Genomic DNA, 17897 nt, shown 5'->3' on the forward strand with positions numbered 1-17897 from the left:
TAAACTTTATCTAGAAATTTCTATAATATCAAACTTCATAACACCATTGGGTACTTGGATTTCAGCAACATCACCTACAGATTTTCCAAGTAAACCTTTTCCAATTGGAGAGTTCACTGAAATTTTACCCGAAGCTAAATCAGCTTCTCCATCGGCCACCAATGTATAATTCATTTCCATGCCATTAGTTTGATTTTTTATTTTAACTTTAGATAACACTAATACCTTAGAATTATCTAACTGAGATTCATCAATAACTCGTGCTCCTGCTAATGCATCTTCTAATTTAGAAATACGCATTTCCAACATCCCTTGTGCTTCTTTAGCAGCATCATATTCAGCATTTTCACTTAAATCTCCTTTATCTCTGGCTTCTGCAATTGCTTTTGATGCCTTCACGCGCTCTACATCTTTTAATTGTTGTAGTTCATCTCTTAATTTTTTTAACCCTTCAGGTGTATAGTACGATACTTTACTCATAACTTCATCGTTTTACTTAATAAAAGATGCCGAACACTCAGGTTCAGCATATAAAAAAATCTCGCTAACACGAGATTGTATAACAAATATACAAAATATTTAACTCAATTTGCTTTTTGTTGTAAATTGCATTTTTTAATTTTTATAATTACTATGAAACCTGTTTTCTTCCTCATTGCTCTCATTATTTTAACATCTTGCAGTAAAAATTCTGTTGATAATCAAAATTGTAATTTTTTATTAGATCTGGGGGTTAATGTTAATATTAATCTTAGCTTACCACAGTATAGTCAGCTCCCTTTTGCTGGCAACTCTGTTTACATAGAAAATGCGGGAAATGGGGGGATTATTGTTGCCAGCACAGGCGCCGATTTTTTAGCATGGGATGCTAGTGATCCAAACCATATACCTAGTAGTTGCTCTACACTTGTTCCTTCCGGATTAAATGCTACTTGTGGCTGTGATGATGCAAATGAATATAGCTTGGTTACAGGACAATTATTAGGAGGTAAAAGCTTACCGTGTAGTTTGAAAAACTATAGAGTAGAAAAAAACGGAAATAACCTCTTAATTTTTAATTAGAAAGATAAAAAAAGGGATTTGATTTCTCAGGTTGAGCTTGTCGAAACCGATATTAATTATCAGTAAATTAAAAACATTTCGACAAACTCAATATAACATCTAACTTATTTTTAAAATTTTAATGTCACCCCTAACAAGAAGTTAATAGTTGCCTGCGGATAGTAAAAATTCTCCGTTATAGCGGCATCAGAAGATCCTACTGGTCTATAAAAATAGCTGTAAGTATAGCCATTGGAAACATACTCAGAATCAAATAAGTTATTAATCAATAAATTAATCCCTATTTCTTTAATCCACTCTGGTTGAATCTTGTAGGATACATTTAAATTATTCACAAAATAGGCATCCATACTTTTTTCATCACTGGATGTATTATCTAAATATTGTTTCCCAACATATTTAGACAATAATGCAATACTTCCATTTTTAATTGGAGAATAGGTCAAAGTACTTCCAAATATAACATTTGGCGAAAAGGAAATATCTGTATCTTCAAATTGTGTTACTATAGGCTCATAAGAAACACTTTCAAATGTATTTGGGTCATATTGCGTATCGTAAATCACATAATCAAATTCTTTTATTTTATTTTGACTAAACGTCGCATTGGCATCAATTCTAAATTGGTTAGATACTTTATACCCTGTTTGCAATTCTATTCCTGCTCTATAACTTTTTGCTACATTTTCTCTTATAGGATCTCCAACATCATCTAAATCTCCTGTTAAAACTAACTGGTCTTTATAATTCATGTAATAGAGATTCGCTGTTGCATAAAAGTTTTCTTTTCTTAGTTTGTAACCAAACTCAAAATCATGGAGTTGTTCTGATTTTGGACGTACAGGGTTTTTAGTTAAATCATCTCTGTTAGGTTCTCTATTAGCCACTGCGAAAGACCCATAAAAACTATTATAATTATCTATTGTATATGTTAATCCAAATTTAGGATTGAAAAAATTATATGATTCCTTTACATTAATATTTAATAAATCTGAACTTGTTCCAACAGATTCATAATCCACCGTTCTATATTGAAGATCTAGTAAGGCAAATAAGTTATCCGTTACATTATATTCCGCTTTAACATAAGTACTATAATCTTTTTTGTCTCCATAGCTAAAATAGTAGTTACTTCTAATAGGTATTGAAGACGCAAACGAATCCCAAATAACCTCTCCAAAATGATCCCCTTTATACGTGTTATACCCCCCACCTAAATACAAGTTTAGGTTTTCTTTTTTATAACTTAAGGAATATACAAATGCATAAAAATCGTTATCTAACCAACGTCTTCTAATAACATCTCCTTCGTCTGACGCATTTACATTATTAGGAAAGTAATCACCTAACTCTTCATCATCTTTATACTGCTCAAAATAACCTTTTCCTCTAGTAAAATTACCTGAAATATTTGCAGAAAAATGATTATTAAATTGATGAGAAATATGTAACTGATAATGCGTTTGCTCATAATTATCTACTTCATTATCGTAAGTATAAAAATTATAAGTTCTTCCAGAGTTTAATAGATTCTGAGCTTCTGCATCAGAAGGGAAATTTCTATCAATAAATGCTTGTATTCCAGCTCTATCATTATTTACAACAGCTTCGGGTGTACCATACCAAGATTGGTAAGTTTCTTCTTTTCCTCCAAAAACAATAGCTTTTACGGCTGTTTTTTTGTTTAAAAACCCTGCTTCTAAATAGTATGAATTTAAATCTGCTCTTGCCCTATCTATATAACCATCACTTTGAATATTTGATAATCGTCCTTCTGCATAAAAATTATTTTTAAGTCCAGAACCAATGCTTATATTATGTTTTCTAGTTCCAAAACTTCCAACAGCATTGGTGGTTGTGGCATAGCCTTTAGCTGAGGGATTTAAAGTTTTTAAATTCAAACTTGCTCCAAAAGCACCCGAACCGTTGGTTGATGTTCCTACACCTCGTTGCAATTGTATATCTTCTACAGAGGAGACAAAATCTGGCATATTAACCCAAAATGTCCCTTGACTTTCTGCATCATTATAGGGTATCCCATTAATGGTTACATTTACTCTGGTAGCATCGCTACCACGTACTCTAATACCTGTATATCCTACTCCTGCACCGGCATCACTTGTAGTAACTACAGATGGTAATTGATCTAATAGAATAGGTAAATCCTGACCTAAATTAATTGATTCTAATTTCTCTTTTGTAATGTTAGTAAAAGCTACTGGCGTTTTATCCTTAGCTCTGGTTGCAGAAAGAAGAACTTCATCTAGTTTTTCTGTTTTAGTAGAATCTTGTTGTTTTTGATTTTCTTGCGCTTTGACGCTGACTGACAACACTAATAGTACAAAAAAAAGAAATACGTTTTTAATTTTAAAGATGTTATCATTCTTTGAATTTAAGAATACCTTTTTAAAAGTCGATTTCATTACGATTATATTTAATAATCGAATAAAAAGAGGTAATTATCCTTTATTGTTAGTTAATTTTTAAAATCCCTAAACAGCATTACCTGTTCTAGGTTCATTGGGTATGATCTCAGCTCTTAAAGCACCCCTTTTTGAGAACGCCGCAAAGATACTAACAATTAATAATTGTTAATATATTAATTGACAATTATTTTAGTCAATATCTGGTTTCCTTCTATTTGCTTTCTTATCAGAAAGATTACGTTTATTTTTTAGTCGTTTTCTAATAACCGCTTTAGGAATTTTAGTAGGAATGCGCTTTTTTGGAATAATTAAGCCCACACGGACCAATTCTAGAAAACGTTTTATAACAAGTTCTTTGTTTTTATGCTGGCTTCGACTTTCGTCACATTGTAAAATTAAAACCCCGTCTTTAGTCAATCGCTGTTTTAGTTTATTTTGAAGACGTATTTTTTGTTCTTCATTAAATGCAAGTGACTCAATTAAATTAAAGGTTAATTCAATTTTCGAGGATACTTTATTGACATGTTGCCCGCCACTTCCTGAGCTTCTAATTGCTTTAAAACTTAATTCTTGTATTAAGATTTCTTTATTGAACATGACTATGCCTGATGTGCTGGCTTAAGTAAATCGTTAACCGTTTTTACAGGGTTAAAAGTACTTAAAGGAACTTCAACAAAAATAGAATTCCAATATGCCATACTGCCATTCCATAATCCAGGAAGTTCTAATGCTTTTATGTCTATTCCATTTTGAGTTTTTGTAGTTATAAAAGCAGCTTCCGGATCTACAAATTCTTTAAGGTTAAATTTCTCGCCTTTGTAGTTTTTAACACCACAGACCAAATCTGTTGGATTAAAATGGGTAGCGTTTTTTACGATTTCATGCTGTGCTTCATTTTGAATATCGATTTGAGCAAACTCTACGATCTGTAAAGATATATCCCCGTTTTTATCTTTTACCCAAAAAGGCCCACCTCCTGGTTCTCCTTCATTTTTAACCATACCACACACACGAATTGGGCGGTTTAATTTTCCCTTTAGATATACTCTTTTTTCTTCTAAAGTAAAATCCTCAAAATCTGCATGAATCGGAACACGTATCTTATCTGATAAAAAGAGTGCTATTTCTAGAAGTTCTTCTTCTAAGATAACAGCTTGGTCTAGTTTATGTAAAAACGCAAAAATCTGTTCTTGAATTTTTATAAGAATGCCTGCAAGTAGCTTTTTATATTCAGAAACCTCAATATTCTTATCGGAAACGACAATATTATCAACATTTTTAATAAAAATAAAATCGTTATTCAAATCGTTTAAATTTTCTAACAAAGCACCATGACCTGCTGGTCTAAATAAAACCGAATCGTCTTCATTTTTAAAAATAGTTCCTTCCATTGTTAGCGCAACGGTTTCTGTTGCTTCTTTTTGATAGGAAAACGATACATTAAAAGTGGTATTCGTTTTTTGTTCCAGATCTTGTTTTATACGGTTTAACTCTTCACTAAAATAAGGATGATGTTTTTCTGAAACTGTAAAATGAAGATTGGCTTTATTGTTTGCTACGGCATAAAGTGTTGACTCAAATAAATGCTCTTGAAAAGCTGTTATCACAGTATCTCCATAGTCATGAAAAGGGAGCAAACCTTTAGGATAGAAACTATAATTAAGACTATTTTTGTCCAACATGACTTTTACAAATTGCAGATATTTTTCATCTTGTGATAAATTATCAAAATTTGAATGTTCTTCTTTAGCTTTTAATACAACATCATTATAAAATGGGAACTTTTCTAAATTAGAAATAAACGTTTTAATTAATGTATCATTATATTTTTCGGCATAATCCTCAATGTTTTCTTTTGAAGGATTGAAATTCTTTATAAACCGAAATAAAAACTTAAACATTCTGGTTGCTGCTCCAGATGCTGGTACAAATTTTAAAGAGGATAAAGCGTTTTGTTTTGATTCATACAATTTAATAAAATCCGTTTTCTCTTGCTCGCTATAACTCTCAATACCTTCTCCTATTGTTGCTGCTGCAACTAAATTAGAATAGGACATTCCATTTTTTATGCGTGCCACTTGAGCATTAACTTGGTCTACAGTAATGCCCTTACTTTGTATTTGTTGAATATTTTTTTCTGTAAACATTAATTATTTTTTAGAAGTTTATTTATATGTTTAATAGCTGTTTCCAGACGTTGATTTTTATCGCCTTTTAGCAATGCATATGGTTTTTTACTTTTTATTAATTCATTTTGAAAAGCTTTAAACATCCCTTCTCTATCTTCTGGTTTATCACGCAAATCATCCGCTTCCCAAGGGGTGTCAATATAAGTTAAAAAATACAAATCGTAGGTATTCTCCAACGCGTATTTTTTAATTAAAGGGTCACAACTCCCTGAATAATAAGCTTCAGAATACACCTTAATTTCTAATAAATTGGTATCACAAACTAAAACTGATTCTGTTTCTTTTGCCAATTCATTTTCAAGCTTCATTTGCCCTTCTGCTATAGGCAACAAATCCTCTTGCACACATACTTTACCTTCATTATCCCATTTATTTTGGAGATATTCACGCATATATTCTGGCACATAAACTGAATTGTAATACTTTGCCAATTGTCTTGACAATGTTGTTTTTCCAGTACATTCTGGACCAAATAAAACAACTTTTATACAGTTTGCAGGCTGTTGTTTATACTTTTCTTCCATAAAATATAAGCTTGTATAGCTAAAACGGTAAAAATAAGGTATTGAAAAGACAACATGCCCCAACCTCTATATGCATAAAGCGGTACAGTAATAATATCTGCGATAATCCAGAGTGTCCAATTTTCAATTTTCTTTCTTGCCATATACCACATCCCAGTAAAGAACATTCCTGAAGTAAAAATATCTATATAATTGGATATGGAAATTTGAATACCTGAAGATTTATAAACTATATAGGTAACACCCATTGTTAATACAAATAATACAAATCCAATAATCTTCTCACTGGTGTTAGTTCTAGAAATTCGAACTACTTTTTTATTATTTTTAGTTCTTGACCAATTCCACCAACCATAAACACTCATAATAGAAAAATAAAAATTCATCATCATATCTCCATAAAGCTGATCTTTCAATAAAATATAAACTGAAATTATAGTTGCTATTAAGCCTGTAGGATACACCAAAATATTTTCTTTTTTAGCATACCACACACTAGCTATTCCCGTAACTAGCACAATAGCCTCTAAAACAATAATATATGCTTCTTTATCTCGATAAGAATTTAAAAAAAAATCAAAAATGGGGTTCATAATCGTGTCTATCTGATTTTACAACCTTCATATATAATAAGCCACTTTCCATAAGCTCGAAAGCTTCTTTAATTTCTGTAGTGAGTAATTTCATTACGTCATCATAATCACCATAAACCTGTGTGCTTAATGGATTTTCCATAACCTTAAGATTTGAAGCCCTCAATTTCTTAATAAAATGAATAATTGTAGGTTCAAAATCGTTCTGTAAAGGTGTTATGGTTAATTCTACTGATATTTTCATTCCCCTCTTACATCTCCCCTAAGGGGAGAAATTATTATGTTAAACTTAATTTATAATTGTTATATCCTCATTTTATTTTCCCTTTTTGGGGAAATGTCCAACGGACGATGGGGCTTTTAATTCATCAAAAAAAGATTCATCTTCTTCAAAAGCTGTGCCAATCACCACTAAATCGGCTCCAAAATTATAAGCATTTTCTAATTGTTTTTTACTTCTAATACCGCCTCCAACAATTAACGGAATATTTATAGCTTTCTTTACATTTAACATAATTTCTTTTGAAACCGGAAATTTTGCCCCACTTCCAGCCTCTAGATAAATTAGTTTCATTCCAAGCAATTCACCTGCTTTTGCTGTATCAACAATATGTTGAATATTAGTTCTTGATAACGGGGCTGTTTCTGTCACTCTTTCAACTGCAGTTTCTTTTCCACCTTCAATGAGAATATAGCCTGTTGAAATGACATCAAGATTTGTTTCATTTAATTTCGAAATAGACCTAATATGTTTACCTATTAAATACTCGGGATTTCTTCCTGAAATTAAAGAAAGAAATAAAATAGCATCTGCTTTACCAGTGATTTGAGTGATCCCTCCAGGAAATAAAACAATAGGGGTTTTTGTATACCTCTTTATTTCTTCAACTAATGTATCTGTAATATTTTCATTGACAGTACTCCCTCCAACAAAAATATGAGTTGCAATGGATGTATTTACTTTTTCAATAAAACTTGATACTTTTTCAAACTTTATTTTATCTGGATCTATTAAAACGGCTAGTAGTTTTTCTCCTTTAGAAATCGATGCTAATATGTCATTGTAAATATGCTTCATCTAAAAAATGGCATAAGCACAGGTAAACCCCTCAAACGTAAAAAAATGAATGCTGTAACGCCGTTTTTTTGTTTTATAATCAATCCAGGCTATTGTTTGGTTATCATTATTAGAAAACGGAATCACTAAGCAATGTTCTTTAAAACTTAATCCAGGAGTAGCAAATAGTTTGTACAGTGATTCTTTTATACACCAAATGGCTGTTAGTTTCTCTACATAGTGCTTATCATCTTCATTTAAATAATCACTTTCGTAATCAATAAACTTATGAGCTATAATGGTAATTTTATCACGTTGTTTTTCAATATCTATCCCAATAATTAAGTCACTAATAATTACTGCAGAAAAATTAAAGGAATGCGTAATAGAGATTTGTTTTCCATCTTTTAAATGTGGTTTTCCATGTTCATCATAAAACAAATCTGAATCCTGATACCCAAACTCTGCCAATAAACAACGAACACTTAAAAACCCACGTCGATGTAGTTCACTTTTCATACCTAAAACACGTTTTAAACTTTCAGGTTTTAGTTGTATGGATTGCATCAAGTCATCATAGGACTCATCAATCTTCCAGATTTTAACGGTAGTTTGCGAATTTGGATTTATGCTTTTATAAAGAGGCATTTACTTTTCTTAAAGTTATTGGTTATCTTTGCATCTCCTAATAAATAGGATTGTAATTTTTGATAAGCGAATTTAACTATTTAAGTGCTAATCGCAATCTTGTTTGGTCTTAAAAAAATAAAAAGAAAAATTAATATGAGTACAAAAACAATTCCTTATGTAGCCAGTAAAGTAAAAGATATTTCACTTGCTGATTGGGGGCGAAAAGAAATAGAATTAGCTGAAGCAGAAATGCCTGGGCTTATGAGTTTACGTGAAGAATACAAAAATTCGCAACCTCTTAAGGGAGCTAGAATCGCTGGTTGTTTACATATGACCATCCAAACAGCAGTTTTAATTGAAACTTTGCAAGCTTTAGGGGCTGAAGTTACTTGGAGTTCTTGTAATATATTCTCAACGCAAGATCAAGCTGCTGCTGCAATTGCTGCTGCCGGTACAGCTGTTTATGCATGGAAAGACATGACAGAAGAGGAATTTGACTGGTGCATAGAGCAAACACTTTTCTTTGGTGAAGATAGAAAACCACTTAATATGATACTTGATGATGGTGGTGATTTAACTAATATGGTTTTAGATAAATACCCAGAATTAGCAGCTGGAATTAACGGTTTATCTGAAGAGACTACTACAGGTGTTCATAGACTTTACGAGCGTGTAAAGAATGGTACATTACCTATGCCTGCTATTAATGTGAATGATTCGGTTACAAAATCGAAATTCGATAACAAATATGGATGTAAAGAAAGTGCTGTTGACGCTATTCGTCGTGCAACAGATATCATGTTAGCAGGAAAACGTGTCACTGTATGTGGTTATGGTGATGTTGGTAAAGGAACAGCCGCTTCTTTTAAAGGTGCTGGAAGCATTGTAACTGTTACAGAAATAGATCCTATTTGTGCTTTACAAGCTGCTATGGATGGTTTTGAAGTTAAAAAACTAGAAACTGTTATTGGTAATACTGATATTGTGATTACGACTACGGGAAATAAAGACATTGTTCAGGCACGTCATTTCGAAGCTTTAAAAGACAAAGCAATTGTTTGTAACATTGGACATTTTGATAATGAAATTGATATGGCTTGGTTAAATGAAAATCACGGTCATACTAAAAACACGATCAAACCTCAAGTAGATAAATATACTGTAAACGGTAATGATATTATTATTCTTGCTGAAGGTCGTTTAGTAAACTTAGGTTGTGCTACGGGACACCCTAGTTTTGTGATGAGTAACTCGTTTACCAACCAAACTTTAGCACAGATAGAGCTTTGGAATAATGCAGATGCTTACAAAAATGAAGTGTATATGTTACCAAAAGCATTAGATGAAAAAGTAGCCAAATTACACTTAGCAAAAATAGGTGTTGAGTTAACAGAGCTTAGAAACGATCAAGCTGAATACATTGGTGTAACGGTTGAAGGACCATATAAGCCAGAGCATTATAGATACTAAGGTTATTGGCGCTCTTTATTTTTGATTGCCACACCAAGATATTTAAAACCCTTACAGAAATGTGAGGGTTTTTTATTATGAACAAACACAACTTAAGGTTTGGTTTTTTATTGACTCATAATTATTTATATTTTAGAAGTCATTATGTCCTACGAATACAAAAAAATAAAAGTCCCCAGATTCGATGAAGCATCTGGTTTTTATACCACAAAGAAACGCTCTAAAATGATGAGCAAAATTCGTGGTAAAAATACCAAGCCAGAAATGCGTTTTCGTAAAGCGCTTTGGAAAAAAGGTGTTCGATACAGAGTGGATAGTAAACAACTTCCAGGCCGGCCGGATGTAAGTATAAAAAAATATAAGCTTGCTATTTTTATCGATGGCGAATATTGGCATGGTTATAACTGGTATGAACGTAAGAAAAAGCTAAAGACAAATCGTGATTTCTGGATACCTAAGATCGAAAGGAATATACAACGAGACAAAGAAGTCAATCAACAATTAGAAAATATGGGTTATACCATATTTCGATTTTGGGCAAACGAAATAAAAACCAATCTAAAAACTTGTATTAACGATGTTATGGTATATTTAGATATCGAAAGGTTCAAAATTAGTTAAAAAATAAAGTTCTCGCTTTGCTTATAACTAATTAAGTCAACCTATTAGAGTCATCTAAAATTAACAGTCCAACCACTTTTTAAAATTACTGGTTCGTTCTCTAGATACTATTATTTGTTCTTCTTCGCAAGGCTGCAACTTCAATAATAACCTGCTATTAAAATAGCTATGAATTTCGTTTACAGCATTAACAGATACCATATATTTTCGGTTTATTCTAAAAAACTGAATAGGATCTAAAATATCTTCTAATTGATCTAAAGAATATTCAATAGGATATTTTTTTCCATTAGTATTTCGCAAGTAAATCAATCCGCCATGGGATTTAAAATAAGCGATATCCTCTACATTAAAACTATTAAACTGATTTCCGATTTTCACCATAAAACGTCGCTTATACGCTTTAGAAAAAAGACTTTTTAACTGTTCATACTTTTTCTCATTCTCTTTTTCAGGAACTAATTTTGTTTTTCTAAATTTATTTAAAGCAGTTTCTAAATCCCTCTTATCAATCGGTTTTAATAAATAGTCTAATCCATTATATTTAAAACCTCTTATGGCATATTCGTTATAAGCTGTTGTAAAAATTATTGGTGGATGCTCTTTTAATCCATCAATAATATCAAAGCCATAACCATCATTTAACTGTATATCTAAAAATATTAAATCTGGAAGGACATTATTTTTAAACCATGTAGTACCCTCTTCAACAGAACTTATACGCTCTAAAATCTCAACATCAGGAGCTAGTTCTTTCACAAGATTCGCTAGTCGTTTTGATGCTATATTTTCGTCTTCTATAATTAAAGCCTTCATATTAAGAATCTAGAGATATATTAAATTGTTTTATGGTTTTTTGTAATAAAGGAATTGCAATCTTATAAATATTATTTTCTTCTTCAATAGTCACAGGCTCATTTGTATAAAAAGCATAGCGTTTTTTAATATTACTAATTCCCAATTTAGTAGATGGCTCTTCTTTTCTTTTTCGCAATGTATTTTGCACAACTAAACTTTTGTTATTAATAAAAAAAATACTTATTTCTAAAGGCTTTTCTTTGGAAAAATAATTATGTTTTAAAGCATTCTCAACCAGCATTTGTAATGACAATGTTGGTATTAAAAAATCTTTTGGATTAACAGAAATATGCGTTGTTATATATAAAGATTCTTTATGCCTTACATTCATCATAAAAATAAATGAATCTAAAAAGTTCATCTCCTTTTCTAAAGATACCAAATCCTCTTCTTTATTATCTAAAATATAACGGTAACAGGACGCTAGTCGAGTTACAAAGTCGGATGCCAAATCACGATCCTGATACATTAACGAGGTTAAAATATTTAAACTATTAAATAAAAAATGTGGACTAATTTGATTTTTTAATGAGTTATATTTCGATGTCATGACCTCTTGTTTTAACCGATGCATCGAATTTTCAATTTCTTTTGTTCGCTTTGTCATATAATAAAACAGGTTACATACGCTAAGCGAAAAAAGCAGTAATGCCGCTCTAAAAAAGTCTATCCGAAATTGCAACCATGGATTTTCTGAATCTATTTTACACATATAATTGAATTCAAAAATGGCTAAATAATATATTAATGCCGTAAGAGTTAATACTATTGCTAATGTTTCTATTAAAATTTTTAAACTATTAGAAAAACCTATATTAGGTTTTAATATATTCTTTTTACTATTCCTTTTAATCAACCAATCGTTTACTTGCCAAGTTAACAGAAACAGTATAACAGCAGATACGTAATAAAAAATAGGTTCGTTAATCGGGTCTTCCCCATTAAGCCTATTTTCTTCATGGTTAACAGTAAGCTTAATCAATAAAAAAACAATATTGACAACAAGAAATCTATAACCTATTTTTTTTATATGTGTAATCTTAATCATTTATACCGCATTCTAACAATCTCCAAATTCAAATATACAGCGTACTTCACGAATAAAGAATCTGTTTTTATATGAATTGTCAATTTGACGCTTAAACTGTTTCATTTTTATTTAAGTTGAAAAACACTTTAAAAAATCCGTTAATCATAATTCAAACGAAAAATTACACGATTCAAACTATAATAGGGCAATTTAAGAATAATGGCTTTCCATTATGTGTTTTCTGTTTCAAATTTGACAGAAATAAATTAAACACAAATGAAGACTATATTAAAATTATTCATTCTATGCTTAACATGTTCTTTACAAGGACAAACAGGAATCATTAAAGGTTTAGTCATAGACAAACAATCTGAAATTCCACTTCCGGGAGCTACAGTAGAATTGTTAAATCAGGATAAATCCATAGGAGTTATTACTAATGAAAATGGCTATTTTACTCTAAAGAATGTACCTCTAGGCAGACAAGCTATACGTATTAGTTATGTGGGTTACGAACCTTTAACACTTCCTAATTTGGATGTAACTTCTGGTAAAGATGTTGCTGTAAATGCAAGCTTAGCGGAAGCGTTTGGAGCTTTAGATGCTGTAATTCTAACTACTGAAACGAATAAAGATAGGGCAGTTAATAAGCTCGCGTCAATTTCTGCTCGCCAGTTTAGTATGGAAGAAGTTAATCGTTTTTCTGGAGGAAGAAGCGATGTTGGTCGATTAGCATCAAATTTTGCCGGTGTTTCTGCACCTGATGATAGTAGAAACGATATTGTGGTGCGTGGTAATTCGCCATCAGGATTATTATGGCGATTAGAAGGTGTTCCCATACCTAATCCCAATCATTTTTCCTCATTGGGTGCTACGGGAAGCCCAGTTTCTGCATTAAATCCTAACATGCTTAAAAATTCCGATTTTATAACTTCTGCATTCCCTGCAGAATATGGCAACGCTTTAGGAGGTGTTTTCGATTTAGGATTTAGAAAGGGAAATACAGACGATTACGAATTTACGACTCAAGTAGGGGTTTTTACAGGATTTGAAGCTATGGCAGAAGGTCCATTAGGCAATAAGCAAGGTTCTTTTTTAGTTGCAGGAAGATATTCTTTAATTGGTCTAGTAGGCGGAGGTGGTACATCTGCAACACCAAACTACAGTGATATTTCCTATAATATTGATTTAGGAACTGGAACTTATGGTAATTTATCACTATTTGGAATTATTGGAAATTCGGACATTGATTTTTATGGTGATGACATTGAAAAAGACGATCTGTTTGCCGCTGAAGATGAAAACTCGTTTGTTAAATCTAATTTTAACGTTTTTGGTTTTAATCACCGCATTACTATTGGTAAAAAAAGCTATTTAAAAACAGTAGCATCCATATCTGGTTCTGGTAATAATTATACAGAAGATCGGTTTATAGAGAAAAATACACCTAATGAGCGTATTATTAAGTATACAGAATCTGACAATAAACAAAACCGTATTACAATTTCGTCCTTATTCAATTCTAAACTTAATAGCAAGATAACATTGAGGACAGGGGTTCTTTTCGAAAATATTAAGCTTAAATCTTACCTACAAGATAGAGATGAACAACCCGATTTAAACAACGACGGTGATCCTGACTTATTTACATTTAGAAATACAAATGAAAGTTTAAATTTATTTCAACCTTATGTCCAAGGGCGTTTTAGGCTGTCTAAAAAACTTACTTTAAATGCTGGACTGCATTCTCAATATAGCTCTTTAAATAGTCAATTTGTAATAGAGCCAAGAGCTGCATTAAACTATAAAATAGCCCCTAAACATAGCTTAAGCTTAGGTTATGGTATGCATCATCAAAATATACCATTACCAATTCTATTTTTAAACGAAGATGTTAACGGCGAGTTAGTACAAACTAATAAAAATTTAAAATTTACAAGAAGTGATCATTATGTACTAGGTTACGATGTTAAACTAGCAAAAAGTTGGAGAGCTAAAGCAGAAGTTTACTACCAAAATATTACTAAAGCAGCTGTAGAACCTTTTCCGTCAAGCTATTCTTCATTGACTGAAGGTGCCGATTTTGATTTTAATAACAGCGTCTTTTCTCTTAAAAATGAAGGGAAAGGCCATAATCAAGGTGTTGAGTTAACCGTAGAGAAGTTTTTTAGCAATGGGTTTTATGGGTTATTAACATCGTCTTTTTTTGAAAGTAAATACAAAGGTAGTGATGGTATAGAAAGAAATTCACCATTCAACAATGGCTATGTTACAAATCTATTGGCAGGTAAAGAAATTACCGTTGGCAAAGCACAAAAAAACGTTTTGTTTTTTGATACTCGATTTACAGTTTCTGGTGGACGTTATTATACACCTGCAGATTTAGAAGCTTCTCGTCTAGAAGGTTTTGAAGTTCTTTTAGAAGACCAGGCTTTCTCCAAACAGCATGACAATTACATGCGTTGGGATTTCAAAGTTGGTTTTAAAATAAATAGCAAAAGAAAAAAGCTATCGCATCAATTCTTTGTAGATCTACAAAACTTAACCAATAGGAAAAATATTTTTGAACGCCGTTATAACCGTTTAACAAATAACATAGATCGGGTAGACCAAATAGGGTTCTTTCCTGATGTAGGTTATCGTTTCCAATTTTAATTTAAGAGTGATTAATAGCTTTTATTTTTTTTTATTCCAGACAGGGACTTGCTTCTTGTCTGGTTTTTTTATTCTGTAATTTCTTTATTTTAGGTTGAGTATTTATGAATTTAGAGCAGTCAAGATATCGAAACGAAGAAAGGAAACCAAAAGAGCTAAAAAAATACTTGTATACCATAATAATTAATTATTGAGCACTGTTAATGTATCATTGAAAATCCAATGCTTTACTAGTTTTTTATTGGTTGTTATTTCTGCAAACACATAAAGATTAGATGCAAAACAAGGTGATGTCTCTGCCAACTCAATAAGCACTTTATCATCATAATTACATACATTGGAATTTATAAAAGGAAAACTCCTGACAAGAATAGGTTTTTGTCAGGAGTCTTTTGGGTAACTACATTTTTGATAAATGCTAAATTACTTTTGACTTTCTGCTATCAACTCATACAAACCAGTTATTTTGTTAAAACTTTTTGTTAGGGAATTTGTCACGCTATAAACATCTGTTAGCTCAAAATCTGCTTCTAAAAACTTTCGTTTGCTTGCTTGATATTGCTCCCAAGTTGCCATCACAACACCTATTTCTTCTTCTGTTTCTGTTGTATTATAAGTACTTATCAATAAGTAGCTTATCACATCGGAAAACTCATCAAAAACTTCATCGAGCACAGCTTGATATTCTACTTTGTTTTTTGGAAATATTTTTATCGCGGTAAAGTATAAGCAGAGCCTTTGTGATAACATTCTTTGCTTTCCAGATATATTAATCGTTTTAATGAGTTCTTGATCATTATTTTCAAAAAATTTATTATTGTAGTTAGAACTCATCTCTATACTCTGTACTACTTGGTGACACGCATTTAATAGCTCTGTATTCAATGTCATGATACGCTGGGAGTTTTTTATGCTAGCTGTTTCATCTATAATGTTTCTAAATTCACTCCAAAGACGATACACTTTTTTTAAATATAATTTAGTAGATGAGCTTTTAGCATTTTGGTTCAAAATATCCAATTGCCTTTCAAAAATAAACTTACTCGAATTAAGCTCTTTTTTTATTTTTTCATTGTTAACACCTTTAGACATTAGTAAATATGCCTTTGACATTTTTTGGGATAACATCCTTTGTTTTCCTGAAATATTAATGGCTTTATTATAATTAATAGAGCCGAAATTTTGAGTTTGTGCTGTTACAGCATGCATTGTTAATAACATAATAGAAATTAGCGTGGTCTTGATTTTAGCTTTCATGTTTTAAAGATTTAAAATTAAGTATTTGGGTTAAAACTAAGTAAACCTACTTATTTTTCTTACACAAAACAAAACCTTCACCTTTACGATAGCAGAAAACTTAGACAGAGCTATTATTTTTATGTATGAATAATGTGATATTGCTAATTTCAGCATATTTTGATATGTCTTATTTATCAAGAAGTTAATTTATGAATACTAAAACCCTCAAATACGTAAAAGTGACTTAAACCTATATTTTCTTTAATATAAAACTATGTATTAACACTTAATCAACGATTTCTAATATTTTTGGTTATAGGCTTAAACTTAATAGTAGCTAAAAATATTTGTTTTTGATTGGCTCATTTTATTTATATTTCTGGAAGTAATTATGTCTTACTATTATAATACCAATTCTCATTTGAAATAACCGTAATAAAACACCCTTTTTCACCTTCTACTTCAATAGAAAAAGAAACCGTAACTTAGGCTATGCTTTATTTTTATATTTTGTATAAGACAAAAAATCATTATTTTATTTTACAGTAATTCCAAACAAGAAATGGTATAAAAAAAATAAAAGCCATTAGGTTTAGTGAGAAGTCTGGATTCTATACTACAAAAAAACACTCTAAACTCGTGGTAAAAATATCAAGCCCGAAATGCGCTTCTGCAAAGCACTTAGGAAAGAAGGTGTTCGGTACCGAGTAAATAATAAACAACTTAAAAACCTGCATCAATGATGTCATGGTATATTTAGATATTGGGTGGCTCAATATCCCGTAACCAACAAATTTCTAGCAGCTTTAATACCACACTTTTGATAATGGCAATATGCCTGGGACGCACGTTCCCTAATTTTCTTATCGCTTTCATTTAAAATCCACCCATCGATAGCCCATTTTAAGGAATATGCTTCTGGAGACATTAACCCAGTAGACCATACTAAAGGGTTCGCTTTAGTTAATTGTAAATACGTCTTAAAATAATCTTTACTTATACAAGCCAGAATAATAGCATCCCGCTTCTTTTTATTTAAGGGTTCAAAGTTTCCTTTTACATCAAACTCCATCAACCCATCGTGTCCTACATAAGCTAATAAGTTAGAACTTCCGCCAAATTCCAATTCTTGAGTTCCATTTAAAACTACAATTTCTTTTCTACCAGCCGTGGCTTCTAAAAAATCTATAATCGTATTTTTTATATATTTTCCATCGTAAGCATCAGCTAACAAATACGTATTTGATGTTTTGTGTTTAAAAAGCAACCGCTCTAAAACAAAACTACCATCATTATCTTTTATAGAAATAAGTGTCCAATCTTTACTCCTTTTAAAATAACTTTTTACACCATACATAGCACCCCAATACAAGTTATTTTTGGGGTCTTGGCCATTGCCCAATGTTTTCGGAACTGGAACGATTCCTTGGTTTATATTGTCGCACAAGGCTACATAAACATGAATGGTTTTTAATTTTGAGTCACTTTGAGAAAAACTAAAACCTGAGTATATTAAAAGAAGAAAAATGATTTCTTTCATTTC

The 17897-nt window shown here is 31.3% G+C and carries 17 protein-coding genes; 4 read left to right on the forward strand and 13 right to left on the reverse strand.

Translation table 11 applies throughout. From position 1 onward, the window contains the following. Positions 1-6: 6 nt before the first annotated feature. A complete protein-coding gene (gene greA / locus Q4Q34_RS05405) occupies positions 7-480 on the reverse strand; it encodes a transcription elongation factor GreA (RefSeq protein ID WP_102756516.1) in 474 nt (157 codons plus the stop codon). A gap of 153 nt (positions 481-633) precedes the next feature. Between greA and Q4Q34_RS05410 the strand changes: the two genes are divergently transcribed. Further along, entirely contained in the window at positions 634-1062 is a 429-nt protein-coding gene (locus Q4Q34_RS05410) for a hypothetical protein (protein ID WP_303318891.1), read from the forward strand. A gap of 110 nt (positions 1063-1172) precedes the next feature. Here the strand turns inward: Q4Q34_RS05410 and Q4Q34_RS05415 are convergent, their stop codons facing one another. The 8 genes from Q4Q34_RS05415 to Q4Q34_RS05450 all read right to left on the reverse strand — a co-directional run bounded on the left by Q4Q34_RS05415 (position 1173) and on the right by Q4Q34_RS05450 (position 8499). Beyond that, positions 1173-3485: a TonB-dependent receptor gene (locus Q4Q34_RS05415; protein ID WP_303318892.1), complete on the reverse strand. Its 2313-nt coding sequence runs from the start codon at positions 3483-3485 to the stop codon at positions 1173-1175. Between the two features lie 192 nt (positions 3486-3677). After that, positions 3678-4085, reverse strand: coding sequence for an alternative ribosome rescue aminoacyl-tRNA hydrolase ArfB (gene arfB, locus Q4Q34_RS05420; RefSeq protein ID WP_303318893.1), 408 nt, complete (start codon positions 4083-4085; stop codon positions 3678-3680). A gap of 2 nt (positions 4086-4087) precedes the next feature. Then, positions 4088-5635, reverse strand: coding sequence for a DUF4301 family protein (locus tag Q4Q34_RS05425; protein WP_303318894.1), 1548 nt, complete (start codon positions 5633-5635; stop codon positions 4088-4090). Continuing rightward, positions 5635-6201, reverse strand: coding sequence for an ATP-binding protein (locus tag Q4Q34_RS05430; protein ID WP_303318895.1), 567 nt, complete (start codon positions 6199-6201; stop codon positions 5635-5637). The genes Q4Q34_RS05425 and Q4Q34_RS05430 overlap by 1 nt, the downstream gene beginning before the upstream one ends. Continuing rightward, positions 6162-6794, reverse strand: a complete 633-nt coding sequence (pnuC, locus tag Q4Q34_RS05435; RefSeq protein WP_303318896.1) for a nicotinamide riboside transporter PnuC — start codon at positions 6792-6794, stop codon at positions 6162-6164. The genes Q4Q34_RS05430 and pnuC overlap by 40 nt, the downstream gene beginning before the upstream one ends. Then, entirely contained in the window at positions 6778-7038 is a 261-nt protein-coding gene (locus tag Q4Q34_RS05440; protein WP_135876902.1) for a thiamine-binding protein, read from the reverse strand. Before Q4Q34_RS05440 ends, pnuC begins: the two co-directional genes overlap by 17 nt. A gap of 72 nt (positions 7039-7110) precedes the next feature. Continuing rightward, entirely contained in the window at positions 7111-7872 is a 762-nt protein-coding gene (locus Q4Q34_RS05445) for a phosphoglycerol geranylgeranyltransferase (protein ID WP_303318897.1), read from the reverse strand. Further along, the gene (locus Q4Q34_RS05450; protein ID WP_303318898.1) at positions 7873-8499 is read right to left on the reverse strand and encodes a 4'-phosphopantetheinyl transferase family protein; all 627 of its coding nucleotides are present in this window, start codon (positions 8497-8499) and stop codon (positions 7873-7875) included. Positions 8500-8634: 135 nt separating this feature from the next. Between Q4Q34_RS05450 and ahcY the strand changes: the two genes are divergently transcribed. Next, on the forward strand, positions 8635-9951 hold the full coding sequence (gene ahcY, locus Q4Q34_RS05455; RefSeq protein WP_303318899.1) for an adenosylhomocysteinase: 1317 nt from the start codon (positions 8635-8637) through the stop codon (positions 9949-9951). Between the two features lie 144 nt (positions 9952-10095). Beyond that, positions 10096-10572: a very short patch repair endonuclease gene (locus Q4Q34_RS05460; RefSeq protein WP_303318900.1), complete on the forward strand. Its 477-nt coding sequence runs from the start codon at positions 10096-10098 to the stop codon at positions 10570-10572. Between the two features lie 60 nt (positions 10573-10632). On the opposite strand, the gene Q4Q34_RS05465 is transcribed toward Q4Q34_RS05460, so the two are convergent. Both Q4Q34_RS05465 and Q4Q34_RS05470 read right to left on the reverse strand, forming a co-directional pair. After that, positions 10633-11388 carry a LytR/AlgR family response regulator transcription factor gene (locus Q4Q34_RS05465; RefSeq protein WP_303318901.1) on the reverse strand — a complete coding sequence of 252 codons (756 nt, stop codon included), beginning with the start codon at positions 11386-11388 and terminating at the stop codon, positions 10633-10635. Position 11389: 1 nt separating this feature from the next. After that, positions 11390-12478: a sensor histidine kinase gene (locus tag Q4Q34_RS05470; protein ID WP_303318902.1), complete on the reverse strand. Its 1089-nt coding sequence runs from the start codon at positions 12476-12478 to the stop codon at positions 11390-11392. 258 nt (positions 12479-12736) lie between these two features. Between Q4Q34_RS05470 and Q4Q34_RS05475 the strand changes: the two genes are divergently transcribed. Beyond that, on the forward strand, positions 12737-15115 hold the full coding sequence (locus Q4Q34_RS05475) for a TonB-dependent receptor (protein ID WP_303318903.1): 2379 nt from the start codon (positions 12737-12739) through the stop codon (positions 15113-15115). Between the two features lie 423 nt (positions 15116-15538). Here the strand turns inward: Q4Q34_RS05475 and Q4Q34_RS05480 are convergent, their stop codons facing one another. Continuing rightward, the gene (locus Q4Q34_RS05480; RefSeq protein WP_303318904.1) at positions 15539-16372 is read right to left on the reverse strand and encodes a type IV pili methyl-accepting chemotaxis transducer N-terminal domain-containing protein; all 834 of its coding nucleotides are present in this window, start codon (positions 16370-16372) and stop codon (positions 15539-15541) included. Between the two features lie 754 nt (positions 16373-17126). Next, the gene (locus Q4Q34_RS05485; protein WP_303318905.1) at positions 17127-17894 is read right to left on the reverse strand and encodes a hypothetical protein; all 768 of its coding nucleotides are present in this window, start codon (positions 17892-17894) and stop codon (positions 17127-17129) included. Positions 17895-17897: the final 3 nt, after the last annotated feature.

Origin of the sequence: Flavivirga abyssicola (assembly GCF_030540775.2) — a bacterium.
GTDB classification, from domain to species: domain Bacteria; phylum Bacteroidota; class Bacteroidia; order Flavobacteriales; family Flavobacteriaceae; genus Flavivirga; species Flavivirga abyssicola.